Genomic DNA, 25,886 nt, shown 5'->3' on the forward strand with positions numbered 1-25,886 from the left:
CGTTAATTAATACAGCGCCTTACCGTTGCTGTCTTTTATACTGGTCTTCCAGGCGGTACGAACCTGCTCAACGACGTTATCCGGCAGGCTGGCGTAGTCCAGATCATTCGCCTGTTTAGCGCCATTTTTGTAGGCCCAGTCGAAGAACTTCAGCACTTCAGCACCCTGCTCAGGTTTCTTCTGCGCTTTGTGGACCAGGATAAAGGTGGTGGAGGTGATTGGCCACACATCGTCACCTTTCTGGTTGGTCAGATCCTGCGCGAAGGTTTTGCTCCAGTCAGCGCCTTTCGCCGCATTAGAGAAGCTCTCTTCCGTCGGGCTTACCGGTTTGCCGTCGGCAGAAACCAGTTTGGTGTAGGCCAGGTTGTTCTGCTTGGCATACGCATACTCAACGTAGCCAATAGCGCCTGGCAGACGCTGTACAAATGCCGCGATGCCGTCGTTACCTTTACCGCCCAGGCCGGTTGGCCAGTTCACGGTAGAACCCGCGCCCACTTTCGATTTCCACTCGTCGTTGACTTTCGCCAGGTAACTGGTGAACACGAAGGAGGTACCGGAACCGTCAGCGCGACGCACCACAGCGATGTTCTGAGAAGGCAGCTTCACGCCTGGGTTCAATTTGGTGATGGCTTCATCATCCCACTTTTTGATTTTACCGAGGTAGATGTCACCCAGCGTTTTACCATCCAGCACCAGTTCGCCGGATTTGAGGCCTGGAATATTCACCGCCAGCACCACGCCGCCGATCACCGTCGGAAACTGGAACAGGCCTTCCTGATTCAGTTTTTCGTCAGACAGCGGCGCATCGGAAGCGCCAAAATCAACGGTATTCGCGGTGATTTGTTTCACGCCGCCGGAAGAGCCTATCCCCTGGTAATTGACTTTGTTACCGGTTTCTTTCTGGTAGGTATCCGCCCATTTGGCATACACCGGCGCAGGAAACGTTGCACCGGCACCTGTCAGGCTTGCTGCTGCAAAGGCAGAGAACGCGCTCATCGATAAGGTCGCGGCGACAACAGTTGCGACAGTGGTACGCATAACTTTCATAATGTCTCCTGCACGGTTTCGGTAAATCGTTGTTTGAGTTGCTACGATGAGCAAAATAGGACAAATTGATGACAGTTATATGTCTTGATTATGACGGTTTGATGACAATGGAAATAAAAAAAGCTGGCCCGGGGAGACACCAGACCAGCCTGCAGGGGGAGATGAATTAGACTGTTTGCGCAACCGCAGACGGTTTCAACAGCGCATACATCAGGCCGCAGACAATCGTGCCCAGGGCAATCGAGAGCAGATATTGCATCACATGTTCTACCGCATGCGGGATCGCCAGGACAAAGAGGCCACCGTGTGGCGCCATCAGTGTACAACCGAAATACATGGATAGACCCCCGGCGATTGCGCCACCGACCATCGTGGAAGGGATGACGCGCATCGGGTCACGCGCGGCGAAGGGAATCGCCCCTTCAGAGATAAAGCACAGCCCCAGGATAAAAGATGCATTACCCGCTTCATGCTCAGCGGCATTGAATTTCGCTCTGGCCGCCCAGGTTGCGACGCCCATTCCTAATGCCGGTACCATCCCTGCCGCCATAATGGCCGCCATTGGCATATAAGAATGAGAAGCCAGTAAACCGACGCCGAAGGTATACGCAGCTTTATTCACCGGCCCACCAAGGTCAAAACCTTGCATTGCGCCCAGCAACATTCCCAGCAAAATAGCATTCGTAGAGGTCATATTCCCCAGGAACGTCGTCAGCCCTTCCATCACCGCAGACACCGGGCCACCCACCACGTAAATCATGATAAGGCCGGTAACCAGCGTAGACAGTAGCGGCAGAACCAGCACAGGCTTAAGTGCTTCCATTGACGCCGGCAGCTTAATATTTTGCGCCAGAAACCGTACGCTGTAACCAGCCAGAAAACCGGCCACAATCCCTCCCAGGAAACCAGCGCCGCACTGGCTGGCCAACATCCCGCCAATAAGCCCCGGGGCCAGGCCCGGACGATCGGCAATTGAGAAGGCAATAAACCCAGCCAGTACCGGCACCATCAGCGCAAAGGCCGCCTTACCACCAATTTGAAATAGCGCAGCTGCCAGCGTGCCCGGCTCGTTGAAGGCCTGGATACCGAAGACAAAAGAGAGCGCGATACATAACCCTCCCGCCACCACCAAAGGAAGCATATGGGATACGCCGGTCATTAAATGCTTATAAACGCCAGGTAGCTCTGTTTTACCAGCTGAAGAAGAGCGCCCGGCACTTCCCTGATAGACCTCGGCGCTATTGAAAGCATTATCCATTTCCTGCGCACTCTTTTTTAGCGCCGCGCCGGTACTGGTGCGATAGAGTCTTTTGCCAACAAAGCCTGACAGATCCAGCTCAATATCCGCCGCGATAATCACCACATCCGCTTGCGCTATCTCTTCCGCGGTCAGCGTGTTCTTCGCCCCGACGGAACCGCGAGTTTCAACCTTGATCCAGTCACCACGCTTGCGGGCTTCAATTTCCAACGCTTCTGCCGCCATAAAGGTATGGGCGACGCCCGTCGGACAGGCCGTCACAGCAACAATTTTTTTAGTCATAGTAGGGTACCCTGTTCTTTTAATTTAAAGAAAAAGCGGGAAAAAATGTTACAGACGTGACCAGGCCGCGGCTTTCTGGAACAGTGCGTCATCCGGGCGAATCCCGGTATAAAGGACAAATTGCTCCACGGCCTGAATAGCAAACACTTCGGAACCGGTAATCACGGTTTTACCGCGTTCACGGGCGTAGCGGATCAGCGGCGTGACGGGCGGTAGCGCCACCACATCAAAGATAACGCTCGCCTTATCCACTTCCTGTTCGGAATAAGAGAGTTTGTCGGCATCATTACCGCCAGCCATTCCGATAGGCGTGGCGTTAATTAACAAATCGGCTTCAATACCGTCGGTATCCGGGCGCCATTCATAGCCATAGAGTTCGGCCAGTTGTTTACCTGACGCTTCATCAATCGCGACAATATAACCACGGGTAAACCCCGCATCCTTCAGCGCGCAGGCCACCGCCTTTGCCATACCACCGCTGCCACGCAAAGCAAACACCAGGTCGGGAGAGACCTTGTAATTCGCCAGCAAGCGAGCTATTGCAATGTAATCGGTGTTGTACGCCTTCAGATGGCCATTGGTATTCACAATGGTATTAACTGAGTGAATGGCCTGAGCGGAAGCATCCAGTTCATCCACCAGCGGAATGCAGGCTTCCTTAAATGGCATAGAGATCGCGCACCCACGGATCCCCAGACCGCGCACGCCGCTAATGGCCTGCGTAAGATCGGTCGGCGAAAAGGCTTTGTAGAGATAATTGAGATCCAGCGCTTCGTACAGATAGTTGTGAAAGCGTGTACCGAAGTTACTCGGGCGTGCCGCCAGGGACATGCAGACCTGAGTATCTTTATTAATGCGCTTTGTCATGATGAATCCTCATAGAAGTTGCGATAGAGAAAATCATCGGCTAAAAAGGGGATATTAAAAATTGCTCATTCCCGTTAGGGAAATTTCACCTTTTATGGCAACCCGGCACACTGAACAAAAATACTTAAAGCTACTCCAGCACTATGGCGACAAGCCTGTTAGCGTGACGCTACAGGAGCTGGCGGATGTGTTGTTCTGCACCCGGCGACATATGCGTAATCTGTTGCTTCAGATGCAGGAGGCAAAGTGGCTCATCTGGCAATCACAGGCCGGACGTGGGCATCGCGCCCGGCTTCACCTGCGCTATAAACCAGAACAGCTGTTAAGCGAAAAGGCGGAGCAGTTGCTGGAGTCTGGTCATGTTGATCAGGCTATTCAGCTGCTGGGTAAAAATAAGCACCAGGTGGCGCAACTGTTGCGTTCAAAACTGGGCTATAGCGTGCGGGCAGACTATCAGCGGCTGTGTATCCCCTATTACCGGACAATGCCGTCGCTGTGCCCCGGCACGCCGCTGCGTCGCTCTGAACAGCATCTGGTCAGGCAGATTTTTAGCGGCCTGACGCGCATAAATGAGGAAAAAGGTGAAGTCGAAGCCGATCTTGCCCACCACTGGCGGCAGATTGATCCACTGCGCTGGCGTTTTTATCTGCGCCCCGCCGTCCTCTGGCATGATGGTCAGGAGCTGACGATCGACGCGGTTATCGCTTCACTGACCCGCAGCGCTAAGCTGCCGTTGTTCTCGCACTTGCAGACCATTCAGGCCACCGGGCCGCTGAGCCTTGAAATTACGCTGACGCACCCGGATAACCGACTGCCGCTGCTGCTCAGCCATATTGATGCCATGATCCTACCGCCTGACCATACACAACGCGCTGATTTCCCGGCACATCCTGTAGGGACTGGCCCTTATGAGGTGGTGGAAAACAATGGCTTTCATCTGCAAATGAAGGCCTTTGACCACTACTTTGGTCTGCGCGGGCTGCTGGATGAAGTGGAGGTCTTTATCTGGCCGAATTTAACGGAGACAGACAACCTGGCGGAATCGCTGTCGGATAACGACACGGCAGCCTGGCTCAGCTCCAGCCTGAGCGATGAGGATTACGTTTCCGGACGGCTTAGCCAGGTATCAGGCAAACCTTCTGACAACCTGCGCGAGATGTTTCTTGAGCGTGGAGGATATTTTTTATTATGCGACAGCCGCTCCCCGCACTGGCATACCGCCGAACATCGCCGCTGGCTGCGGGAAACACTCAGCCCTTACGCCATACTCCAGCATCTGAGTGAGGCAATTCGCCCCTTCTGGGTACCGGGCGGCAGCCTGCTGTCCTCCTGGTTTCATACTATTGAGGCGGGCCCGGCCTGTTCACCTTTTATCTCGTCGTCGCCCTACGCAAAACTGCGTCTGGCCTATCACGATCAGCACCCTGAATTTCCAATGCTCCTGGATATCATGCAAGAAATCATGCGCCAGCAGGGCATTTTACTTGAGGGCGTTGAGCTGAATTATGATGACTGGGCGAATGGCAAAGCCAATGTGGATCTCTGGCTGGGGACGGTCAATTTCCCCATTCCCGAAGAGTGGAACGTCGGTACATGGCTACTGGGCTCCCCTTTACTGCGCCACGCCATCAGCGGTGGGGATGATGCGCTGCTGGCCCAATGGGAAACCCAGTGGCATGCCGAAACCATCAGCGCGGAACAACTGGTCAGGGAAACCACCCGTTCAGGCTGGCTACAGCCGCTTTTTCACCACTGGATGCGACTCAAAAGCCCCGACCGGGCCAGGGGGATCCACCTGAATAACCTGGGGTGGTTTGATTTCCGATCCACCTGGATTGAGCCAGGGCCTTAAAGAAGAGAATATGACCGGGTGCCCGTAGCGCAGGCAGGCGTAGCACCTCTTAGTCGCTCTTCAGCCACCATAGAGAAAGAACAGCGCCTGTCACAGCGCACAAAAAAAGGCCGTCTGTCGACAGCCTTTTTTCTGGTACAACATTTGTACTTACTCTACCGTCACCGATTTCGCCAGGTTACGCGGCTGGTCAACGTCGGTGCCTTTAATCAGCGCCACGTGATACGCCAGCAGTTGCAGCGGAACGGTGTAGAAGATAGGCGCGATCACTTCTTCCACATGCGGCATCTCAATGATGTGCATGTTGTCGCTGCTCACAAAACCCGCATCCTGATCGGCGAAGACGTACAACTGACCGCCACGCGCGCGAACTTCTTCGATGTTGGATTTCAGTTTCTCCAGCAGTTCGTTGTTCGGCGCCACCACAATCACCGGCATATCGGCATCAATCAGCGCCAACGGCCCGTGTTTCAGCTCGCCTGCAGCATAGGCTTCCGCGTGAATGTAAGAGATCTCTTTCAGCTTCAGCGCGCCTTCGAGCGCAATCGGATATTGATCGCCACGACCGAGGAATAGCGCGTGATGCTTGTCGGAGAAATCTTCTGCAAGCAGCTCGATGCGTTTGTCCTGCGACAGCATCTGCTCAATACGGCTCGGCAGCGCCTGTAGGCCATGCACGATATCATGCTCAATGGACGCATCCAGACCTTTCAGACGCGCCAGTTTCGCCACCAGCATCAACAGCACGGTTAACTGGGTGGTGAAGGCTTTGGTAGATGCTACGCCAATTTCCGTACCCGCGTTGGTCATCAGCGCCAGATCGGATTCACGCACCAGCGAAGAGCCCGGCACGTTACAAATTGCCAGAGAGCCCAAATATCCCAGCTCTTTCGACAGACGCAGGCCAGCCAGGGTATCTGCCGTTTCGCCAGACTGTGACAGGGTGATCATCAGGCTGTTACGGCGCACGGCAGATTTGCGATAGCGGAATTCAGAGGCGATTTCAACGTCGCACGGAATACCTGCCAGCGATTCAAACCAGTAACGGGAAACCATACCGGAGTTGTAAGACGTACCGCAGGCGAGGATCTGAATATGCTCAACCTTCGACAGCAGTTCGTCGGCGTTCGGTCCCAGCTCGCTTAAATCCACCTGACCGTGGCTGATGCGCCCGGTAAGGGTGTTTTTAATCGCGTTCGGCTGTTCGTAGATCTCTTTCTGCATGTAGTGGCGGTAAATACCTTTATCGCCCGCGTCATATTGCAGATTGGATTCGATATCCTGACGTTTTACTTCCGCGCCGGTGTTATCGAAGATATTTACCGAACGGCGAGTGATTTCAGCGATATCGCCCTCTTCAAGGAAGATAAAGCGACGAGTCACTGGCAACAGCGCCAGCTGGTCAGAAGCGATAAAGTTTTCGCCCATACCCAGGCCAATCACCAGCGGGCTACCAGAACGTGCCGCCAGTAGGGTATCCGGGTGACGGGTATCCATGATCACTGTACCGTACGCACCACGCAGTTGCGGGATCGCACGCAGAACAGCCTCACGCAGAGTACCGCCCTGTTTCAGTTCCCAGTTTACCAGGTGTGCAATCACTTCGGTGTCGGTTTCAGAAACGAAGGTATAGCCACGCGCTTTTAACGCTTCACGCAGCGGTTCATGGTTTTCGATGATACCGTTATGCACCACCACAATGTGTTCAGAAACATGCGGATGCGCGTTAGCTTCTGAAGGTTCACCGTGCGTCGCCCAACGAGTGTGAGCAATACCGGTGCCGCCATGCAGAGGATGTTCTTCCGCTGCCTGAGCCAGCATCTGGACTTTACCGAGGCGACGCAGGCGGGTCATATGACCTTCTGCATCAACCACGGCCAGACCGGCAGAGTCATATCCGCGGTATTCCAGACGACGTAAACCTTCGAGAAGGATTTCAGCTACATCACGCTGCGCGATAGCGCCAACAATTCCACACATAGTTTTATTTCCTGATTATGGCATTACGCCATGCGTTGTCGCTGACCTGTATGCCCGTCGTTGCGGGCGCCCCGAGCCTTGTAGAGAGTGGGGTTATTTTTATAAGTACTGCTCATGGAGCGGAGGATTATTTTATCCTCTCATCTCCGGTCTGCCGGATGGCGCTGACGCTTATCCGGCCTACAAAATCACTTTTTCTTCACCGGACGCTGCCAGCCTTGCTTATGCACCTGCGGCACGCGGCTTAATACCAGCTCATTGTCGGCTACATTACGGGTGACGGTAGTCCCTGCGGCGATGGTAGCCCCTTTACCAACAGTAACCGGCGCCACCAGTTGGGTATCGGAGCCGACAAACACATCGTCGCCAATAACCGTTTTGAATTTGTTCGCGCCATCATAGTTACAGGTGATGGTCCCCGCGCCGATATTCACGTTGTCGCCAATTTCCGCATCGCCCAGGTAGGTCAGATGACCGGCTTTAGAACCTTTACCCAGACGCGCTTTTTTCATCTCAACAAAATTGCCGACGTGAGCGCCCGCTAACAGCTCCGCGCCGGGACGCAGGCGAGCAAACGGGCCGATGGTGCAGGCCGCTTCCAGATGCGCATCTTCCACCACGCTGTATGGGCTAATTTCGCAGTCATCGCCAATAACGCTGTTTTTAATAATGCAGCCCGCGCCGATCTTCACGCGGTGACCGAACGTCACGTTACCTTCGATGATAACGTTAGCGTCAATTTCCACATCCATTCCACAATGAAGGGTGCCGCGGAGATCAAAACGTGCCGGATCGCGCAACATAACGCCGGATAACAGCAGTTTCTCCGCCTGTTCGGCCTGGTAAATACGCTCCAGACGAGAAAGCTGTAGACGGTTATTCACGCCGTCCGTTTCGCTGATGCGAGCCGGATGCACCGCGGCGATTTCCCGTCCTTCCTGATAAGCCAGCGCGATGATATCTGTGATGTAATATTCACCCTGCGCATTATTGTTAGTCAGCTTAGACAACCAGCGTTTCAGGTCCGCGCCGTTGGCGATCAGAATACCGGTGTTAATTTCCTGGATCTGACGCTGTTCATCAGTGGCGTCTTTATGTTCAACGATGCCGGTCACTTTACCGTTTTCACGCGTAATACGGCCATAGCCGCTCGGATCGTCCAGCTTCACGGTTAATAAACCAATACCACCCTGCGGTTTGGCATCGCGCAGGCGCTGTAAGGTTTCAACCGAAATCAGCGGCACGTCGCCGTAAAGCATTAAAATATCTTCATCGTCGCTAAAGAAGGGCGCGGCCTGCTGCATTGCGTGACCTGTTCCCAACTGTTCCGCCTGAAGCACCCAGTTCAGCTTGTCATCTTTCAGGGTCTGTTTTAACAACTCGCCACCGTGGCCATAGACCAGATGAACCTGTGCGGCCCCTAATTTAGTAGCTGCATCAATGACATGCTGCACCATGGATTTACCCGCCAGCGTGTGCAGCACTTTAGGAATATCGGAATACATGCGCGTGCCTTTACCTGCGGCAAGGATCACTACGCTCATAGCACTATTTAACATACGCGTCCTGACTGTAATTTGAGAACGAATTTATACTGTTTCACGTTGAAAATACTACATTTTTTTCATCGTAAAATGGAAGAAGGATAAAACGCTCACCGGGATAACATCCCCGCCTGCTAATGAATCATTTTCGTTCATTACCGCGCCTCTTGTCTCCTGAAAAGTAAAAATACCCGCGTATTGGCATCGTAGTCCGATGTTTTTGCTGTTTTTTTACTCCATAAATAAAGAAGATAACGTAATAAAGCGCAGGGGAGTCAGAAAAGCAAAAACCAGCGACAGAGGCCGCTGGTTTTCCGTTGCGCGTATTTTTTACTTAATTACGCGACATAAAAATCCGCAAAATATACCAGAACATGGTCGCGATAGAAGCAAACAGATGTAATGCCGCGCCAGCAGGGCGATCGGTAAGGTAATGGTGAATAATGTTAGAAGTATCGTAAAGTATAAACCCGGCGCACAGCAGTACCATTAGCGCAGAAAACCAGACGCCCAGCGAGAAGCCGCAGATGACGCTGGCAATAATCGCGCCAAAAGCAATGAACCCAGCCATAGTCAGAAACGAGCGCAGAAAAGAAAAGTCTTTTTTTATGGAAAAAGCGGTAAACGTCAGACCGCCAACCAGCAACAGGGTCGTTATTGCCGCCGCGCCAATGCTCGACGGGTTAATATACGCCGCCACCGTTAACAGGGGGGCAAAAATCAGGGATTCTGCCAACACATAAATCCCCAGCCCGATAAGTTGCGTTTGATTAGTCCCCGCATTATCCGCCAGACGGGTCGCCAGCATTCCCACCAGCATAAAAGCGCCGAGAACAACCAACCAGCTATATCTTCCACCAGCCAGCAGCACATCAAGCGCATACTCCCCGACCCCTATAAAACTCCACGCCGCGCTCAATACGATAAAACCGACGATGGCGACGGCGAGATGAAGATAAGCGCGACGAATAAAGGTAGTACGATCAATCCTTGAGTCGGGTTGTGGACCCGCAAAGGATGGCTGAAATGACATAGTAATAATCCCTCATTTTATGCAATAAAAACGCATCCATTCCTTCCTTCTTCGCACAATGTGCAGATGCCAATGACAGAAAGAAGGATTTAATGAAAACAGCGCTGTCGCTGAAAACGCATCGCCTTCAGCCGCTTGTTTTTGTCGTTGCTAGTTTATCGAATAAAAATTGAGAGGATAAAAAAAAACCAGTCCGCAATCAGACTGGTTTTATGCTTTCAAGCCGGTGTTACATCGCTTTTTTGGTCAACTCGATAACGCGCAGTTTAGCGATCGCTTTGGCCAGTTCCGCAGACGCCTGAGCGTAATCCACGTCACCGTGCGAGCTCTTAATGTGCTCTTCGGCTTTACGCTTCGCTTCCAGGGCTCGCGCTTCGTCGAGATCCTGACCGCGAATCGCGGTATCCGCCAGAACGGTCACGCTGCCAGGCTGCACTTCCAGAATGCCGCCGGACAGATAGATAAACTCTTCATGACCGTGCTGCTTAACGATGCGAATCATACCAGGCTTAATGGCGGTGAGCAGCGGCGCGTGCCCCGGGTAAATCCCCAGTTCGCCTTCGCTACCCGTAACCTGGATTTTCTCGACCAGACCGGAGAACATTTGTTGCTCCGCGCTGACGACATCCAGGTGGTAAGTCATTGCCATATCACCCTCCGATTAAGGCGTTAAAGTTTTTTGGCTTTTTCCACGGCTTCGTCGATGGAACCGACCATGTAGAACGCCTGCTCCGGCAGGTGATCGTATTCGCCTTCCATGATGCCTTTAAAGCCACGGATGGTGTCTTTCAGGGAAACGTATTTGCCCGGAGAACCGGTAAATACTTCCGCCACGAAGAACGGCTGGGACAGGAAGCGCTGAATTTTACGCGCGCGTGCTACCACCAGTTTATCTTCTTCAGACAGTTCATCCATACCGAGGATGGCGATGATGTCTTTCAGTTCCTGATAACGCTGCAGGATGGACTGAACGCCACGCGCGGTGTCGTAGTGTTCCTGACCAACAACCAGCGGATCCAGCTGACGGCTGGTGGAGTCCAGCGGGTCAACGGCCGGGTAGATACCCAGAGATGCGATCTGACGGCTCAGTACCACGGTTGCATCTAAGTGCGCAAAGGTGGTGGCTGGAGACGGGTCAGTCAAGTCATCCGCCGGTACGTATACCGCCTGTACGGAGGTGATAGAACCGGTTTTGGTGGAGGTGATACGTTCCTGCAGAACGCCCATCTCTTCCGCCAGAGTCGGCTGATAACCTACTGCGGAAGGCATACGGCCCAGCAGTGCGGATACTTCCGTACCGGCCAGGGTGTAACGATAGATGTTATCGACGAACAGCAGTACGTCACGACCTTCGTCACGGAATTTCTCCGCCATGGTCAGGCCGGTCAGTGCAACGCGCAGACGGTTTCCCGGCGGCTCGTTCATCTGGCCATACACCAGGGATACTTTATCGATAACGTTGGAGTCGGTCATTTCGTGGTAGAAGTCGTTACCCTCACGAGTACGTTCACCTACGCCCGCAAACACAGAGTAACCGGAGTGCTCGATCGCGATGTTACGGATAAGCTCCATCATGTTTACGGTTTTACCTACACCCGCACCACCGAACAGACCGACTTTACCGCCCTTCGCGAACGGACACATCAGGTCGATAACTTTGATACCGGTTTCCAGCAGTTCCTGAGAGTTTGACAACTCTTCGTAGGAAGGCGCTGCGCGGTGAATCGCCCAACGTTCTTCTTCGCCGATCTCGCCTTTCATGTCGACCGGTTCGCCCAGGACGTTCATGATACGACCCAGCGTGGCTTTACCTACCGGGACTTCGATCGGGTGTTCGAGATCTTTTACATCCAGACCGCGACGCAGACCGTCAGAAGACCCCATCGCGATGGTACGCACGATACCGCCGCCAAGCTGCTGCTGAACTTCCAGCACCAGCTTCTCATTACCATTCTGCACCTCAAGGGCATCGTACACGCGTGGTACGGCATCCTGAGGGAACTCGACGTCGACCACGGCGCCGATTACCTGGACAATCTTTCCAGTAGCCATCTTAAATCCTCTACGAAATAACCTGGTTAAACCGCGGCGGCCCCCGAGACGATCTCGGTGAGTTCCTGAGTAATGCTGGCCTGACGAGCTTTGTTGTATACCAACTGCAGCTCTTTAATCAGGCTGCCGCCATTATCGGTTGCGGCTTTCATCGCCACCATTCGTGCGGCCTGCTCGCTGGCCAGGTTTTCTACCACGCCCTGATAAACCTGAGACTCCACATAACGACGCAGGAGAGTATCCAGCAGCGCTTTCGGGTCTGGTTCATACAGGTAATCCCAGGCTTTACGCTTCAGATCATCATCTTCTGACGCCGGCAACGGCAGCAGTTGAGTGATCGTCGGCACCTGAGACATGGTGTTAATAAATTTGTTGCTGACAATGTAAAGCTTGTCCAGACGGCCTTCGTCGTAGGCCTGCAACATCACTTTAACCGGACCGATCAGTTCGGACAGAGAAGGGTTATCCCCCATACCTGTCACCTGAGCGACAACGTTGCCGCCTACGGAATTAAAGAATGACACGCCCTTAGAGCCGATCATTGCGAGTTCGCACTGAACGCCTTTATCGGACCATGCCTTCATATCCGCCAGCAGCTTTTTGAACAGGTTAATGTTCAAGCCACCGCACAAACCACGGTCGGTCGACACTACCAGGTAGCCCACGCGCTTAACGTCGCGCTCTTCCAGGTAGGGGTGCTTATATTCCAGATTACCGTTCGCAAGGTGACCAATCACTTTGCGCATGGTCTCTGCATAAGGACGGCTGGCCGCCATGCGATCCTGCGATTTACGCATTTTGGAAGCGGCGACCATCTCCATCGCTTTAGTGATCTTTTGCGTGTTCTGGACGCTTGCGATCTTACTACGTATCTCTTTTGCGCCGGCCATGAGCTTCTCCTCAATGCCTTACGGCCTGCCCTAAGGCAAGCCGCCAGACGTTACCAGGACTGGGTTGCTTTGAAGGAATCGAGGATGCCTTTCAGCTTGCCTTCGATTTCGTCGTTATAGCCACCGGACTGGTTGATCTCTTGCATCAGCGGAGCGTGATCACGGTCGACGTAAGCCAGCAGTGCGGCTTCGAAGCTACCGATTTTCGCCAGTTCGACATCCGCCAGATAACCACGTTCTGCTGCGAACAGAACCAGAGACTGCTGCGCGACGGACATCGGCGCATACTGTTTCTGTTTCAGCAGTTCGGTCACTTTCTGACCGTGGTCAAGCTGTTTACGGGTGGCATCGTCAAGGTCGGATGCAAACTGAGAGAACGCCGCCAGTTCACGATACTGCGCCAGCGCGGTACGAATACCACCGGACAGTTTTTTCATGATCTTGGTCTGGGCTGCGCCACCTACACGGGATACCGAGATACCCGGGTTAACCGCAGGACGAATACCGGCGTTAAACAGGTTAGATTCCAGGAAGATCTGACCATCGGTAATCGAAATTACGTTGGTCGGAACGAACGCGGAAACGTCACCTGCCTGCGTTTCGATAATCGGCAGCGCGGTCAGAGAGCCGGTTTTCCCTTTCACTTCACCTTTGGTGAAGGCTTCGACGTAGTCGACGTTAACACGCGCAGCACGCTCCAGCAGACGAGAGTGGAGGTAGAATACGTCGCCCGGGAATGCTTCACGTCCTGGCGGACGACGGAGCAGCAGGGAGATCTGACGGTAAGCAACAGCCTGTTTAGACAGGTCATCGTAAATGATCAGCGCATCTTCGCCGCGGTCGCGGAAGTATTCGCCCATTGCGCAACCGGCATATGGCGCCAGGTATTGCAGCGCAGCGGATTCGGACGCGGTCGCCACCACAACAATGGTGTTAGCCAGCGCGCCGTGTTCTTCCAGTTTGCGCACCACGTTAGAGATGGTGGACGCTTTCTGGCCGATAGCGACATAGATACATTTAATGCCGGAATCGCGCTGGTTGATGATGGCGTCGATAGCCAGCGCGGTTTTACCGGTCTGACGGTCACCGATGATCAGTTCACGCTGACCACGACCGATTGGGATCATGGAGTCAACGGCTTTATAGCCGGTCTGCACCGGCTGATCGACAGACTGACGATCGATAACGCCCGGCGCAATCGCTTCAACGGCAGAGAAGCCGTCATTATCAACCGGACCTTTACCGTCGATTGGCGCACCCAGGGTGTTTACCACACGTCCCAGCAGGCCGCGGCCAACCGGAACTTCCAGGATACGACCCGTACATTTAACCTTCATGCCTTCGGCAAGGTCAGCGTATGGACCCATGACTACCGCACCCACGGAGTCGCGCTCCAGGTTCAATGCGATAGCGTAACGGTTACCCGGCAGGGAGATCATTTCACCCTGCATACAATCGGCCAGGCCGTGAATGCGGATAACACCGTCACTGACAGAAACAATAGTACCTTCGTTGTGAGCTTCGCTCACCACATTGAACTGAGCAATGCGCTGCTTGATCAGTTCGCTGATTTCGGTGGAATTCAGTTGCATGCTCCAGTCCCCTTAAGACTGCAAGACGTCTGCAAGGCGCTCAAGACGGCCGCGTACGCTGCCATCAATGACCATATCACCCGCCCGGATGATAACGCCTGCCATTACAGACTTATCGATTTTGCAATTCAGCTTCACTTTGCGTGACAGACGTTTTTCCATCGCGGCGCTGATTTTCGAAAGCTGCTCTTCACTCAATGCGGTTGCCGACGTAACTTCTACCTCGGAGGTAGCTTCACTGGCGGCACGCAGATGAATAAACTGCTCCAGAACATCCGGGAGCGCGTTCAGACGATTATTTTCAGCCATCACCCGAATCAGGTTCTGACCGTTTTCGTCTAACTGCTCACCGCAGACTGCGATAAACGACTCAGCGAGCGTTTCCGGCGCCAGCGCGCCAGAGAGAAGCTCTGCCATTTGTTCGTTCTTGGTTACCTCGGCGGCAAACGCCAGCATATCCTGCCAGCGCTCTACGCTTTGGTGTTCAACGGCAAAGTCAAAAGCTGCTTTGGCGTAGGGGCGAGCTACCGTAACAAATTCAGACATCAGCCCCTCCCTCCTTACAGTTCAGCGACAAGTTTATCCACGATGTCGCTGTTAGCAGCTTCATCCACGGAACGTTCGATGATCTTCTCGGCGCCAGCAACAGCCAGGATAGCAACTTGCTTACGCAGCTCTTCACGGGCGCGTTTACGCTCGGCTTCAATTTCCGCCTGCGCCTGCGCCACGATTTTAGTACGTTCCTGCTCTGCTTCAGTTTTGGCTTCGTCCAGGATCTGAGCGCGGCGTTTGTTTGCCTGCTCGATGATTACCTGAGCTTCCGCTTTCGCTTTTTTCAGCTGGTCGGTCGCGCTGGCCTTTGCAAGGTCAAGATCCTTATGTGCTCGTTCAGCAGAAGCGAGACCGTCAGCAATTTCTTTCTGACGTTTCTCGATGGCTGCCATTAACGGCGGCCATACGTACTTCATGCAAAACCAGACAAAGAGAATAAACGCGATGGCCTGGCCGAGGATTGTTGCGTTAAGATTCACAGCACAATGCCTCTATCTAGTTAACCTTCTGATATTGCTCTTAATTCAAGCAACGCTTACTACGCGACAGCGAACATCACGTACAGACCCAGACCTACAGCGATCATCGGGATAGCATCCACCAGACCCATAACGATAAAGAACTGAGTACGCAGCAGAGGAATCAGATCAGGTTGACGCGCCGCGCCTTCCAGGAATTTACCCCCGAGGATGCCGATACCGATCGCAGCACCGATTGCCGCCAGACCCATCATCACAGCGGCAGCCATGTACAGCAGATCCATATTCAGGTTTTCCATGACAGTCTCCAGTTTGTTTCAGTTAAAACGTAGTAGTGTTGGTAAATTAATGCTCTTCGGACGCCATCGACAGATAGACAATCGTCAGAACCATGAAAATGAAGGCTTGCAGCGTAATAATCAGGATGTGGAAAATGGCCCACGGCACATTCAGAATCCACTGTGACCACCACGGCAACAGACCAGCAATCAGAATGAAAATCAGCTCACCGGCATACATGTTGCCGAACAGTCGCAGACCGAGAGAAACCGGTTTGGACAGCAGACTTACCCCTTCAAGGATTAAGTTGACAGGAATGAACGCCCAGTGATTGAACGGCTGCAGCGTCAACTCTTTAGCGAAGCCGCCGATGCCTTTCATTTTGATGCTGTAGAACAGAATAAGGATGAATACGCCCAGCGCCATCGATAGGGTGATGTTGACGTCAGCAGACGGCACCACGCGCGTTGCCGGCAGACCCAGCCAATGCTCAGCGATATACGGCAGCAGGTCGATAGGCAGTAAGTCCATCAGGTTCATAAGGAATACCCAGACGAAAATCGTCAGGGCCAGCGGCGCAATCAGCTTGCTTTTGCCATGGTACATGTCTTTGACGCTGCCATGCACAAAGCCGACTATCAGCTCAATCGCGGTCTGAAACTTGCCTGGCACGCCGCTGGTCGCTTTTTTAGCAACGCTACGGAACATCACCAGAAACAACAGACCCAGCACCACCGAGAAGAACATGGAGTCAATATTGAGCGTCCAGAAGGTGGCTGGGGGGTTCTGCGGATCCACCAGCGAGAAAGTACGCAGGTCCAGCTGAAGGTTATTCAGATGGTGTCCTATGTATTCCTGCGGCGTCATATTTTCTGAAGCCATGATGCCTTTTACCCTTTGTTGTTAATTACAGCCGGCGCCAGTATCTGAACCACCAGCACCAAAACCCACGTAACGATCAGCGGCAAAAACACCGCCTTTAAAACCGCCAACGCCACCACCAGTAAAACCAGCATCGCTAACACCTTGAAGGCTTCACCGAAGGCGAAAGTCCAGGACACGCGGCCCTTAGCAGGTGTATGCGCCTGGTGACGCCAGGCAAATATCATAAACAACATATTAGGCAGTGCCACTGCCAATCCCCCACATACTGCGGAGATGCCCCAGAAGGGGTCTTTGAGGCAAAACAGCAATCCACTTGCTATTACCGCCAGAAACTGAATGAACAGAAGCTTACGAGCAACGTTTCGACTCACGAGCGACACAGACATCACGTTTTTACTCCTGCTCACTTCGAGGTATGCCGCGTGTCGTATAAAACGTTCTTTAAGACTTAGAGTCAAGCATCAAAAAGCGGTCAAATTATACGGTGCGCACCCGTGATTTCAAACAATAAGTAGCCAAAAGGTGAATAAATGTTTAAATATTTTTCTCTGGCCCGCATTTTTAACTTTTAGCCAAAGTGTGAACGATCGTACAAAACTGCAAATAGCGCGAAAACACTGGCGATAAAGCGTGCACCAGATCACACATTAAACATATTCATGCTTACGCAATTCATTTACGTGTCAATTCATGCCTTTTCATCTTTTTGATATTTAAGCGTAAAACCAAGTACTGTTTTAAAAATACCAGCTTACACCTTAAAAACGCCCCATTGACATTTATAATAAAAATTTAACAAGCAAAAGTGATTTTTCGATTCGATTTTTAGCAGACTGATATTTACAAAGTTGATTACTCTCTGTTTTAACAAAAGAAGCGACGTTGTCATGTTGAAACGAAACCGTAAATCCAGAGTTAAATGTAACAACGCTGAAATGCGTTATATCTGTCGATTTTTAACACAAGCCGCGTCGTTTTTTTTCTATTTTTTTTGATAAAAATTAAACTTTGTTTGACTTAATAATCACCAGATGCCGCTCGCCTTCCAGTTGCGGAACGCGTAATTTTTCAACAGATTCGACGCTAAAATTGTCAGGTAGTGAGGCAATTTCATCCCCTGGCAATTGCCCTTTTAAGGCATAAAAACGCCCTTTCTCTCCCGGCAGATGGTGACACCAGCTCACCATATCATTCAACGATGCGAAAGCGCGGCTGATAACGCCATCAAACGGCGGTTCGGAGGGATAGGCTTCAACGCGGCTTTGAACCGGCGTGATGTTTTCCAGTTTCAGTTCGTGCTGGACCTGACGCAGAAAACGTACCCGCTTGCCCAGGCTGTCGAGTAAGGTGAAATGCGCGTCAGGGAGAACAATAGCCAGCGGGATGCCCGGCAGCCCCGGTCCTGTTCCTACGTCGATAAAACGCTGTCCCTGAAGATACGGCGCAACGACTATGCTGTCGAGAATATGGCGTACCAACATTTCGTTGGGATCCCGCACTGACGTCAGGTTGTATGCTTTGTTCCATTTGTGCAGCATATCAACGTAGGCGACCAGCAGCGTTTTCTGGTGATCGGTAAGAGAAATACCGGCATCAGCCAGCAGACGAGAGAGTTTGTTGAGCACGGTCATTACCTGTTAATAATCAAATGCCCGATGCGCTTTCGCTTATCGGGCCTACAAATTTATAGGGCGGGCAAGCGAAGCGCCCCCGCCAAATTAGTGTTATCAAGCGCTACGACGCAGCATACCTTGTTTTTTCAGCCATACCAGCAGAATGGAGATTGCCGCTGGCGTAACGCCGGAGATACGCGATGCCTGGCCGATAGACGCCGGTTTATGATCGTTCAGCTTGGCGATAACTTCGTTCGACAGACCGGAAACCTGACGATAATCCAGCGTGGCAGGCAGCAACGTATTCTCGTTACGTAGTTGTTTTTCAATCTCATCCTGCTGGCGAGCGATATACCCTTCGTATTTGACCTGGATTTCCACCTGCTCAGCGGCTTGCTCATCTTCAAGCGCAGGCGCGAATGCGGCAAGCGAAGTGAGCTGCGCGTAGGTCATTTCCGGACGACGCAACAGATCTTCGCCGCTGGCCTCACGGGAGAGAGGCGTGGTCAAATGCGCATTCACTTCATCGGCGGATTCCGCAGACGGCGTTACCCATGTCGATTTCAGCCGCTGACGTTCGCGTTCGATATTTTCCAGCTTCTCGTTGAAGCGCGCCCAGCGTTCATCATCCACCAGACCCAGCTCGCGGCCCATTTCGGTCAAACGCAGATCGGCGTTGTCCTCACGCAGCATCAGGCGATATTCGGCGCGGGAGGTAAACATGCGATACGGCTCTTTGGTGCCCAGCGTACAGAGATCGTCCACCAGCACGCCGAGATAAGCCTGAGAACGCGCAGGCGCCCAGCCCTCTTTGTCGGCGGAAAGACGCGCGGCATTCAGACCAGCGAGCAAGCCCTGCGCCGCAGCCTCTTCATAGCCGGTAGTACCGTTGATTTGACCAGCAAAGAACAGGCCGTGAATAAATTTACTTTCCAGTGTCGGTTTCAGATCGCGCGGGTCGAAGAAATCGTACTCAATCGCGTAACCAGGGCGAACGATCTTCGCGTTCTCCATGCCCTGCATGGAACGGACAATCTGCATCTGCACGTCAAACGGCAGACTGGTGGAGATACCGTTAGGGTAAATCTCGTTAGAGGTCAGTCCTTCCGGCTCAAGGAAGATCTGATGCTGGTTACGATCGGCAAAACGCATCACCTTGTCTTCGATCGAAGGACAGTAGCGTGGGCCGATCCCTTCGATCACGCCAGCGTACATTGGGCTACGATCGAGGTTATTACGAATCACATCATGGGTTTTCTCATTGGTATGCGTGATGTAACACGGCACCTGTTGCGGATGCTGAGAAGCATTCCCCATAAACGAGAAAACCGGCATCGGGTTATCGCCATGCTGTTGAGCCAACACGCTGAAATCGATAGTACGCGCATCAATACGCGGCGGTGTGCCGGTTTTCAGGCGACTGACGCGTAGCGGAAGCTCACGCAGACGGCGAGATAGCGGGATGGATGGCGGATCGCCAGCACGACCGCCGCTGTAGTTATCCAGACCAATATGAATTTTGCCGTCCAGGAAGGTTCCGACGGTCAGCACCACCGCTTTCGCGCGGAATTTGAGCCCCATTTGGGTCACAGCGCCGACAACGCGATCGTTTTCGACAATCAGATCTTCAACCGCTTGCTGGAAGATCATCAGGTTCGGCTGGTTCTCCAGCGCGGTACGCACCGCCTGGCGATATAAGACTCGATCCGCCTGAGCCCGGGTAGCGCGAACGGCCGGACCTTTGCTGGCGTTTAGTATCCTAAACTGAATACCTGCCTGATCAATCGCTTTCGCCATCAGACCGCCGAGCGCATCCACCTCTTTTACCAGATGTCCCTTTCCAATACCGCCGATCGCCGGGTTGCAGCTCATCTGTCCCAACGTGTCAATATTGTGTGTCAAAAGCAGAGTCTGTTGACCCATACGCGCCGCGGCCATCGCGGCCTCAGTGCCTGCATGACCCCCGCCAATAATAATGACGTCAAAAGGATCCTGATAAAACATGGTAATTGCCTCGCATAACGCGGTGTGAAAATGGATTGAAGCCCGGGCGGTGGATTCTACTCAACTTTAGCCGATGGAGAAAGCCCCGGGATCCGGGCTATTAAAAAGAAGATCTTTTTATTTAGAGATCTGTTCTATTGTGATCTCTTATTAGGATCGCTCCAGGCTGTGGATAACCCGGATCCTGTAATAAAGATCAATGCGTTGGTAAGGATCACTAGCTGTGAATGAACGGTGATCGTGGCCCGTATAAGCTGGGATCAAAACGGGTACTTATACACAACTCAAAAAGTGAACAACGGTTATTCTTTGGATAACTACCGGTTGATCCAAGCTTTCCACCAGATTTATCCACAATGGATCGCACGATCTTTACACTTATTTGAGTAAATTAATCCAGGATCCGAGCCAAATCTCCGCTGGATCTTCCGGAATCTCATGTTCAAGGATGTTGATCTTCAGTGTTTCCCCAACCTGTTTTGCGCCAGCGCCTTTCAGTTCCGCTTCTATTTTCTCAATCGCGCCGCAAAACGTGTCGTATTCTCGACTGCCAATGCCAATTGCGCCGAAACGTACCGCGGAAAGATCGGGTTTCTGCGTCTGAAGGTCTTCATAGAAAGGGGTCAGGTTGTCCGGAATGTCTCCGGCGCCGTGCGTTGAGCTGATTATCAGCCAGATCCCGGAAGTTGACAGATCCTCTAATAACGGACCGTGCACCGTTTCGGTTGAAAAACCGGCAGTTTCCAGCTTTTCCGCCAGATGTTCCGCGACGTATTCGGCGCCGCCCAGGGTGCTGCCGCTGATAAGAGTAATGTCTGCCATTGATCGCTCGCTCAGGTAAAGAGGCTGCATTGTACTCTGTGAACGAGCTGGGATCTACCTGTGGAAAAATGTGGGATTAAAAAAGCCGATCATGGCTTGATGGTGCGCATGATCGGGTTCTGCAAGACGATCAGTGTCTCAGTGGACTGAATTTCATCAATTGTTTGGATCTTGTTGATAAGTATGTGCTGAAGCGCGTCGATTGATTTGCACATCACTTTTATAAAGATGCTGTAGTGACCGGTGGTGTAATACGCTTCCGTCACTTCATCCAGGCTTTCCAGCCGGGCCAGTGCGGAGGGATAGTCTTTGGCGCTTTTGAGAATGATGCCAATAAAGCAGCCCACATCGTAGCCCAGCTGTTTGGGGCTGACGTCAATCCGTGCGCCAGTAATAATCCCGGCCTGCTTCATTTTCTCGACGCGAACGTGAATGGTTCCAGGGCTAACGCCAAATTGTTTGGCCAGTTCGGCGTAGGCAGTGCGGGCATTTTCCATTAAGGCGTCAAGTATGCCGCGGTCCAGATTGTCGATCTGATAATTTTCCATCGCTTTTTCTTATGCAGATTAATGATTATCTCTATTTTAGCCATTATTTTTAACGAATCAAAATCGAAGTTGGCTTTTTATCTGTTGATTATTGAATAGTGCTCTCATTTTGTTGCTTAATCATAGGCAACAGGACGCAGGAGTAAAAAAATGAAAACCGCTTACATTGCCAAACAACGTCAAATTAGCTTCGTGAAATCACATTTCTCTCGCCAGCTGGAGGAGCGTCTGGGTCTAATTGAGGTCCAGGCGCCGATCCTGAGTCGCGTAGGAGATGGTACGCAGGATAATTTGTCCGGCTGTGAAAAAGCGGTGCAGGTAAAAGTGAAAGCATTGCCTGACGCCCAGTTCGAAGTGGTGCATTCACTGGCGAAGTGGAAACGTCAAACCCTGGGGCAGCATGACTTCAGCGCGGGCGAAGGGCTGTACACGCACATGAAAGCCCTTCGCCCCGATGAAGACCGACTCTCTCCGCTCCACTCGGTCTATGTGGATCAGTGGGACTGGGAGCGTGTCATGGGCGATGGCGAGCGCCAATTTTCCACCCTGAAAAGCACAGTAGAGGCTATATGGGCAGGAATTAAGGCGACGGAAGCGGAAGTGCATAAACAGTTTGGTCTGGCACCGTTCCTGCCGGATCAGATCCATTTTGTTCACAGTCAGGAGCTGTTGTCTCGCTATCCGGATCTGGATGCGAAAGGGCGCGAACGCGCGATCGCCAAAGAACTTGGCGCCGTTTTCCTGGTGGGGATCGGCGGTAAACTGAGCGATGGCCACCGCCATGATGTACGTGCGCCGGATTATGATGACTGGAGCTCCGCATCTGAGCTGGGCTACGCCGGTCTGAACGGCGATATCCTGGTGTGGAACCCGGTGCTGGAAGATGCGTTTGAGCTTTCCTCTATGGGTATCCGCGTAGATGCCGATACGCTGATGCGCCAGCTGGCGTTGACCGGTGATGAAGATCGTCTGCAACTGGAGTGGCATCAGGCGCTGCTGCGCGGCGAAATGCCGCAGACCATCGGCGGCGGGATTGGGCAGTCGCGTCTGACGATGTTGCTGCTGCAATTGCCGCATATTGGTCAGGTGCAGTGCGGCGTATGGCCCGCGCAGGTTCGCGAAAGCATTCCTGCTATTTTATAAGCCGTTAGCGCCGCCAGCGTCTCAGCAGGCGGCTTCGCATCCCGGTGTCAAAGCGCCAGATATGATCGAAAATGCGCATGATGCCGGGTTTGCCGTGCGCCGACATCGCCACCGCATGGAATCGATGCTGATGAAGACGCTGCAACTCTCCCACTTTGCTCACCACGTCATCCGGCAAGCGCTGGGCGATAAAATCCGAAATGACCACCGCATCGGCATCAAACCATTCCCGTCCCTGCATTCTTTCAATAATGGCGCGAAAACAGCTGGCGATATCCGTGCCGCCGCGAAAACGTTGACTTAAAAAGCGGATGGCCTGCTCAATACCTTCCGGGCCGGAGAGTTCATAACGCACAACGTCAGTGGAAAACAGCATAATAAAGCAGCGGCGGTTATCCGCCAGCGCAACGCGCATCAACGCCAGGCAGAACGCTTTTGCGCACTGCTCGTTAAATCCTCCCATCGAGCCTGAAGTATCGACGCAGACAATAAACGGTCCGCGCGGCTGCTCGTCGACATCCTGGTGTACTACCGGCCGTTCGGTCACTTTCTCACGCCACGCTTCGCCATGCAGGCGATAGGTGAGGAGCTGTTTTTCCACTAACCGGCGGTAAAATTCATATTCCAGCTCGGTGATGCCGAGCGTCGCCAGCTCTGGCGGCAACAGGCGCAGAATATCATCGCCTTGCTGTATACCGTCAACCTGCTCCGGCACCGTTGCGGGTTCGCGTACCAGTGTACGAAAGGTTTCCATCGGCGCGTCTTTTTTCGGTACTGATTTGGCTTCCCGCGAACGTCCCAGTTGTTCCGCCAGTTGCATTAGTTCCGGCTGGGCGGCGAGAAATTCGCCGTATTTTACGATCAGTTGATAATCACCACGTTTAAGCTGTCCCGCGCTCATATCCCACAGGCGGCCTGCGGCATTATCATTTTCCGCCAGCGTCGGTTCCAGTTGCCCGCTCAACGTCATCCGTTCCTGAACGTCACTCAGCAACTGCTCGCGCTCTTCTTCCAGTAGTTGCTGGTTTAACGTGGTGGCCTGCACCACCAGACTTAACCGCCAGCGTTGCAAAAAAAGCGTGTGTAGCGCAGGGGTAAAGGTACTGTTGCTCTCCGTCAACTGCTTCGCCTGCGCGGCATACGGTGAATGCAGGCGATGAAGCAACGCCAGTATTTGCGGCAGTTGCACGATGAACTGTGGGGTAGAGAGAAGTTGGCTTTGCTGATAACACATGACCTCTTCCATGAGTTCCGGCGGAACGCGTGCGTCTTTAAGACGGCTGCGTAGCGCTTCCCGCCAGCGCGGGAGATCGGCGGTCACGGCGTTTTTTAAACGCGGAAACTTTTCAAAGAAAATGACCAGCTGTGGGGAAGCCAGTAGCGCGAGGATCATCTCTTCGACCATTCCCTCTTCGCTGACGGCCAGCATGGTATTTAGCGTATCCAGCGTCAGCATTGTTGCGCCTGGCGGATCTGTTCTCCTACATCCTGCAGGCTGGCCTCAATGCGCCCTAACCAGTCGCTGTGAATAAACAGGCAATGTTGCTGCTCGCTGAAGCGGGTATGCTGCTGGCGCCAGTCGTTTTCTAACGTTTCCAGCTGCTGTTTGATCTCCGCAGGCATACTGTCTTCAGCCGCTCCCGGTAACGCCAGACGGGTACCTTGTAGACTGATGTCGCGCACCACCAGATGTTGAGCGTTATCGACTTCCATATTCAACGTTTGGGCAAAGCCGATCCCGTTCAGTTTGCCGCGGATCTCGCCGCCTTTGGTCAGCCAAAGTTCCAGCGCGCTGCGGTCAAAGGTAATATGGATCACTTCCATATCATGCAGTTTTAGCGGTTTTTGTAGCAATAACGTCAACGTTGACGCACTGGCTTCCGGCGGTAAAGTGTAATGCGGGCGGCGGCTGAACATACCGCCTTCTTTAATGACGGTGAAGGCGGTTTTATCGCTTTGCTGTTGCTGCAACTGGAGGCGGCGCTGGACAATACCGCCGAGGCGAGTCAGCATGGCCTGCTGCTGCCAGGCGTGTCCGGTCATCAATATTTCCAGTTGCTGTTGCATGAGATTCAGACTCTGCGCGTCATACCACAAGCAATCTTTTAGCAGGATAAGGTCAATCGGCGCAACCGCGTCGCGTCCGCTAAAGAAGGCGCTGGCCTGTAACAGGCGGATGGCTTTCTTCCAGCGACGGTCGGAGACATAAGGCGCATTCGGCAAATTATCCAGCTGTTGGCGCAGAGTAAATATCAGCTCAAAGACCGGATCAGGCAGTGAAATCGCGCCGATATCTTTTTGCCACTGTTGATATTCTTCGTCGCTAACCTGTAACGAGGCGGGGACCGGGTTATCACTCTCATCCTGCTGACTAATCAGCATGGAGCGGAAATTGGCTTTATCCTGAACTTTATCCAGCCACAGGCGAATCAACATTCGGTCGTACAAGGCTTCCAGGCTGCTGTCCGCTTCGGGCAGTTCGTTGGAGGCCGCCACCAGCAGCCGCATCGGAATTTTTTCCTCAAATGCGCCGTTGCGGAAATGGCGTTCGTTAATGGCGGTCAGCAATGTGTTCAGGATAGCGGGCCCGGCTTTCCAGATTTCATCCAGAAAAACGATTTCGGCTTCGGGAAGATAGCCGGTCGTTAAGCGTTCATAGCGACCTTCATCTTTCAGCGCCTGAATAGAGAGCGGGCCAAACACCTCTTCCGGCGTGGAAAAGCGTGTCATCAGATATTCAAAAGCGCGGGCGCGCTGGAAAGCAAACTTCAGGCGGCGGGCAATCAGACTCTTGGCGATACCGGGCGGGCCCAACAAAAAGACGCTTTCACCGCTTAACGCCGCCAGTAGGCACAGGCGTATGGCGTGACTACGTTCATACAGCCCCTTCTCAAGGGCGCTGCTCAGACGGGAAATTCTTTCCGCTAATAAATGTGGGTGAGCCATAATAAAGAGGCGTCCTTTCGACAAATGGATCATGCTAATTGCGAGTATAGACGTTTCACCACCGGGGCTATAATCGTCTGATGCGCTGTTTATTTTTCTTTGAGCCAGGTTAATCTGGCTTCATTTAGGGGTACGATTTTATGATTAATCGTGCATACTGTGCGCTTTTTTGTGGGCCAAGGGACTAAGCACACATTTCATATCTATACACTCATTCA

Annotated in this window: 23 protein-coding genes; 2 read left to right on the plus strand and 21 right to left on the minus strand. The window is 52.8% G+C overall.

The features are described from left to right. Positions 1–6 precede the first annotated feature (6 nt). From pstS to ACLJZ5_RS20955, 3 genes are all read right to left on the minus strand, one after another. Complete coding sequence (gene pstS, locus ACLJZ5_RS20945; RefSeq protein WP_000867131.1) at positions 7–1,047, minus strand: phosphate ABC transporter substrate-binding protein PstS; 1,041 nt, start codon at positions 1,045–1,047, stop codon at positions 7–9. Positions 1,048–1,213: 166 nt separating this feature from the next. Next, on the minus strand, positions 1,214–2,587 hold the full coding sequence (locus ACLJZ5_RS20950; protein WP_024797542.1) for a fructose-specific PTS transporter subunit EIIC: 1,374 nt from the start codon (positions 2,585–2,587) through the stop codon (positions 1,214–1,216). Positions 2,588–2,635: 48 nt separating this feature from the next. Further along, entirely contained in the window at positions 2,636–3,454 is an 819-nt protein-coding gene (locus ACLJZ5_RS20955) for a shikimate 5-dehydrogenase (protein ID WP_000166709.1), read from the minus strand. Between the two features lie 94 nt (positions 3,455–3,548). Between ACLJZ5_RS20955 and ACLJZ5_RS20960 the strand changes: the two genes are divergently transcribed. Beyond that, a complete protein-coding gene (locus ACLJZ5_RS20960; RefSeq protein WP_024797541.1) occupies positions 3,549–5,306 on the plus strand; it encodes an SgrR family transcriptional regulator in 1,758 nt (585 codons plus the stop codon). A 150-nt stretch (positions 5,307–5,456) separates the two neighbouring features. Here the strand turns inward: ACLJZ5_RS20960 and glmS are convergent, their stop codons facing one another. The 16 genes from glmS to asnC all read right to left on the minus strand — a co-directional run bounded on the left by glmS (position 5,457) and on the right by asnC (position 21,579). After that, positions 5,457–7,286 carry a glutamine--fructose-6-phosphate transaminase (isomerizing) gene (glmS, locus tag ACLJZ5_RS20965; protein WP_000334061.1) on the minus strand — a complete coding sequence of 610 codons (1,830 nt, stop codon included), beginning with the start codon at positions 7,284–7,286 and terminating at the stop codon, positions 5,457–5,459. Between the two features lie 188 nt (positions 7,287–7,474). Beyond that, complete coding sequence (gene glmU, locus ACLJZ5_RS20970; protein ID WP_024797540.1) at positions 7,475–8,845, minus strand: bifunctional UDP-N-acetylglucosamine diphosphorylase/glucosamine-1-phosphate N-acetyltransferase GlmU; 1,371 nt, start codon at positions 8,843–8,845, stop codon at positions 7,475–7,477. A 319-nt stretch (positions 8,846–9,164) separates the two neighbouring features. Then, positions 9,165–9,863 (minus strand): Bax inhibitor-1 family protein, encoded by a 699-nt coding sequence (locus ACLJZ5_RS20975; protein WP_410959016.1) that lies wholly within the window; start codon positions 9,861–9,863, stop codon positions 9,165–9,167. A 229-nt stretch (positions 9,864–10,092) separates the two neighbouring features. Continuing rightward, the gene (locus ACLJZ5_RS20980; protein WP_001251971.1) at positions 10,093–10,512 is read right to left on the minus strand and encodes a F0F1 ATP synthase subunit epsilon; all 420 of its coding nucleotides are present in this window, start codon (positions 10,510–10,512) and stop codon (positions 10,093–10,095) included. A 20-nt stretch (positions 10,513–10,532) separates the two neighbouring features. Continuing rightward, positions 10,533–11,915, minus strand: coding sequence for a F0F1 ATP synthase subunit beta (gene atpD / locus ACLJZ5_RS20985; protein WP_000190499.1), 1,383 nt, complete (start codon positions 11,913–11,915; stop codon positions 10,533–10,535). Positions 11,916–11,941: 26 nt separating this feature from the next. Beyond that, the gene (gene atpG / locus ACLJZ5_RS20990) at positions 11,942–12,805 is read right to left on the minus strand and encodes a F0F1 ATP synthase subunit gamma (RefSeq protein ID WP_000896506.1); all 864 of its coding nucleotides are present in this window, start codon (positions 12,803–12,805) and stop codon (positions 11,942–11,944) included. 50 nt (positions 12,806–12,855) lie between these two features. Then, positions 12,856–14,397, minus strand: coding sequence for a F0F1 ATP synthase subunit alpha (gene atpA, locus ACLJZ5_RS20995; protein ID WP_024797539.1), 1,542 nt, complete (start codon positions 14,395–14,397; stop codon positions 12,856–12,858). Positions 14,398–14,409: 12 nt separating this feature from the next. Continuing rightward, positions 14,410–14,943, minus strand: coding sequence for a F0F1 ATP synthase subunit delta (gene atpH, locus ACLJZ5_RS21000; protein ID WP_001288957.1), 534 nt, complete (start codon positions 14,941–14,943; stop codon positions 14,410–14,412). Positions 14,944–14,957: 14 nt separating this feature from the next. Next, positions 14,958–15,428: a F0F1 ATP synthase subunit B gene (atpF, locus tag ACLJZ5_RS21005; RefSeq protein ID WP_001052212.1), complete on the minus strand. Its 471-nt coding sequence runs from the start codon at positions 15,426–15,428 to the stop codon at positions 14,958–14,960. Between the two features lie 59 nt (positions 15,429–15,487). Next, positions 15,488–15,727 (minus strand): F0F1 ATP synthase subunit C, encoded by a 240-nt coding sequence (gene atpE, locus ACLJZ5_RS21010; protein ID WP_000429386.1) that lies wholly within the window; start codon positions 15,725–15,727, stop codon positions 15,488–15,490. A gap of 46 nt (positions 15,728–15,773) precedes the next feature. Continuing rightward, entirely contained in the window at positions 15,774–16,589 is an 816-nt protein-coding gene (gene atpB, locus ACLJZ5_RS21015; protein ID WP_000135632.1) for a F0F1 ATP synthase subunit A, read from the minus strand. 8 nt (positions 16,590–16,597) lie between these two features. Continuing rightward, the gene (atpI, locus tag ACLJZ5_RS21020) at positions 16,598–16,978 is read right to left on the minus strand and encodes a F0F1 ATP synthase subunit I (RefSeq protein ID WP_000116685.1); all 381 of its coding nucleotides are present in this window, start codon (positions 16,976–16,978) and stop codon (positions 16,598–16,600) included. A gap of 615 nt (positions 16,979–17,593) precedes the next feature. Further along, positions 17,594–18,217 carry a 16S rRNA (guanine(527)-N(7))-methyltransferase RsmG gene (rsmG, locus tag ACLJZ5_RS21025; RefSeq protein ID WP_001519938.1) on the minus strand — a complete coding sequence of 208 codons (624 nt, stop codon included), beginning with the start codon at positions 18,215–18,217 and terminating at the stop codon, positions 17,594–17,596. 102 nt (positions 18,218–18,319) lie between these two features. After that, on the minus strand, positions 18,320–20,209 hold the full coding sequence (mnmG, locus tag ACLJZ5_RS21030) for a tRNA uridine-5-carboxymethylaminomethyl(34) synthesis enzyme MnmG (RefSeq protein WP_000499872.1): 1,890 nt from the start codon (positions 20,207–20,209) through the stop codon (positions 18,320–18,322). Positions 20,210–20,587: 378 nt separating this feature from the next. Continuing rightward, on the minus strand, positions 20,588–21,031 hold the full coding sequence (gene mioC / locus ACLJZ5_RS21035; protein ID WP_024797538.1) for an FMN-binding protein MioC: 444 nt from the start codon (positions 21,029–21,031) through the stop codon (positions 20,588–20,590). Between the two features lie 89 nt (positions 21,032–21,120). Then, positions 21,121–21,579, minus strand: coding sequence for a transcriptional regulator AsnC (asnC, locus tag ACLJZ5_RS21040; protein ID WP_116526417.1), 459 nt, complete (start codon positions 21,577–21,579; stop codon positions 21,121–21,123). A gap of 150 nt (positions 21,580–21,729) precedes the next feature. On the opposite strand from asnC, the gene asnA reads away from it, so the two are divergent. Further along, positions 21,730–22,722, plus strand: a complete 993-nt coding sequence (asnA, locus tag ACLJZ5_RS21045; protein ID WP_000845120.1) for an aspartate--ammonia ligase — start codon at positions 21,730–21,732, stop codon at positions 22,720–22,722. Between the two features lie 4 nt (positions 22,723–22,726). On the opposite strand, the gene viaA is transcribed toward asnA, so the two are convergent. Both viaA and ravA read right to left on the minus strand, forming a co-directional pair. Continuing rightward, on the minus strand, positions 22,727–24,178 hold the full coding sequence (gene viaA / locus ACLJZ5_RS21050) for an ATPase RavA stimulator ViaA (RefSeq protein ID WP_000956585.1): 1,452 nt from the start codon (positions 24,176–24,178) through the stop codon (positions 22,727–22,729). After that, positions 24,172–25,668 (minus strand): ATPase RavA, encoded by a 1,497-nt coding sequence (gene ravA / locus ACLJZ5_RS21055; protein WP_000940975.1) that lies wholly within the window; start codon positions 25,666–25,668, stop codon positions 24,172–24,174. The genes viaA and ravA overlap by 7 nt, the downstream gene beginning before the upstream one ends. Between the last annotated feature and the right edge of the window lie 218 nt (positions 25,669–25,886).

This window comes from Salmonella sp. 5800 (assembly GCF_046558195.1).
In the GTDB taxonomy this organism is placed as follows: domain Bacteria; phylum Pseudomonadota; class Gammaproteobacteria; order Enterobacterales; family Enterobacteriaceae; genus Salmonella; species Salmonella enterica.

Bases quoted from the DNA above. Each gene is read 5' to 3' on its own strand.
- atpA (WP_024797539.1), bottom strand. From the start codon at position 14,397: ATGCAACTGAATTCCACCGAAATCAGCGAACTGATCAAGCAGCGCATT.
- ravA (WP_000940975.1), bottom strand. From the start codon at position 25,668: ATGGCTCACCCACATTTATTAGCGGAAAGAATTTCCCGTCTGAGCAGC.
- asnC (WP_116526417.1), bottom strand. From the start codon at position 21,579: ATGGAAAATTATCAGATCGACAATCTGGACCGCGGCATACTTGACGCC.
- atpB (WP_000135632.1), bottom strand. From the start codon at position 16,589: ATGGCTTCAGAAAATATGACGCCGCAGGAATACATAGGACACCATCTG.
- atpE (WP_000429386.1), bottom strand. From the start codon at position 15,727: ATGGAAAACCTGAATATGGATCTGCTGTACATGGCTGCCGCTGTGATG.
- mioC (WP_024797538.1), bottom strand. From the start codon at position 21,031: ATGGCAGACATTACTCTTATCAGCGGCAGCACCCTGGGCGGCGCCGAA.
- atpI (WP_000116685.1), bottom strand. From the start codon at position 16,978: ATGTCTGTGTCGCTCGTGAGTCGAAACGTTGCTCGTAAGCTTCTGTTC.
- pstS (WP_000867131.1), bottom strand. From the start codon at position 1,047: ATGAAAGTTATGCGTACCACTGTCGCAACTGTTGTCGCCGCGACCTTA.
- ACLJZ5_RS20975 (WP_410959016.1), bottom strand. From the start codon at position 9,863: ATGTCATTTCAGCCATCCTTTGCGGGTCCACAACCCGACTCAAGGATT.
- glmU (WP_024797540.1), bottom strand. From the start codon at position 8,845: ATGTTAAATAGTGCTATGAGCGTAGTGATCCTTGCCGCAGGTAAAGGC.
- ACLJZ5_RS20955 (WP_000166709.1), bottom strand. From the start codon at position 3,454: ATGACAAAGCGCATTAATAAAGATACTCAGGTCTGCATGTCCCTGGCG.
- viaA (WP_000956585.1), bottom strand. From the start codon at position 24,178: ATGCTGACGCTGGATACGCTAAATACCATGCTGGCCGTCAGCGAAGAG.
- atpG (WP_000896506.1), bottom strand. From the start codon at position 12,805: ATGGCCGGCGCAAAAGAGATACGTAGTAAGATCGCAAGCGTCCAGAAC.
- ACLJZ5_RS20950 (WP_024797542.1), bottom strand. From the start codon at position 2,587: ATGACTAAAAAAATTGTTGCTGTGACGGCCTGTCCGACGGGCGTCGCC.
- asnA (WP_000845120.1), top strand. From the start codon at position 21,730: ATGAAAACCGCTTACATTGCCAAACAACGTCAAATTAGCTTCGTGAAA.
- atpH (WP_001288957.1), bottom strand. From the start codon at position 14,943: ATGTCTGAATTTGTTACGGTAGCTCGCCCCTACGCCAAAGCAGCTTTT.
- glmS (WP_000334061.1), bottom strand. From the start codon at position 7,286: ATGTGTGGAATTGTTGGCGCTATCGCGCAGCGTGATGTAGCTGAAATC.
- atpD (WP_000190499.1), bottom strand. From the start codon at position 11,915: ATGGCTACTGGAAAGATTGTCCAGGTAATCGGCGCCGTGGTCGACGTC.
- mnmG (WP_000499872.1), bottom strand. From the start codon at position 20,209: ATGTTTTATCAGGATCCTTTTGACGTCATTATTATTGGCGGGGGTCAT.
- ACLJZ5_RS20960 (WP_024797541.1), top strand. From the start codon at position 3,549: ATGGCAACCCGGCACACTGAACAAAAATACTTAAAGCTACTCCAGCAC.
- ACLJZ5_RS20980 (WP_001251971.1), bottom strand. From the start codon at position 10,512: ATGGCAATGACTTACCACCTGGATGTCGTCAGCGCGGAGCAACAAATG.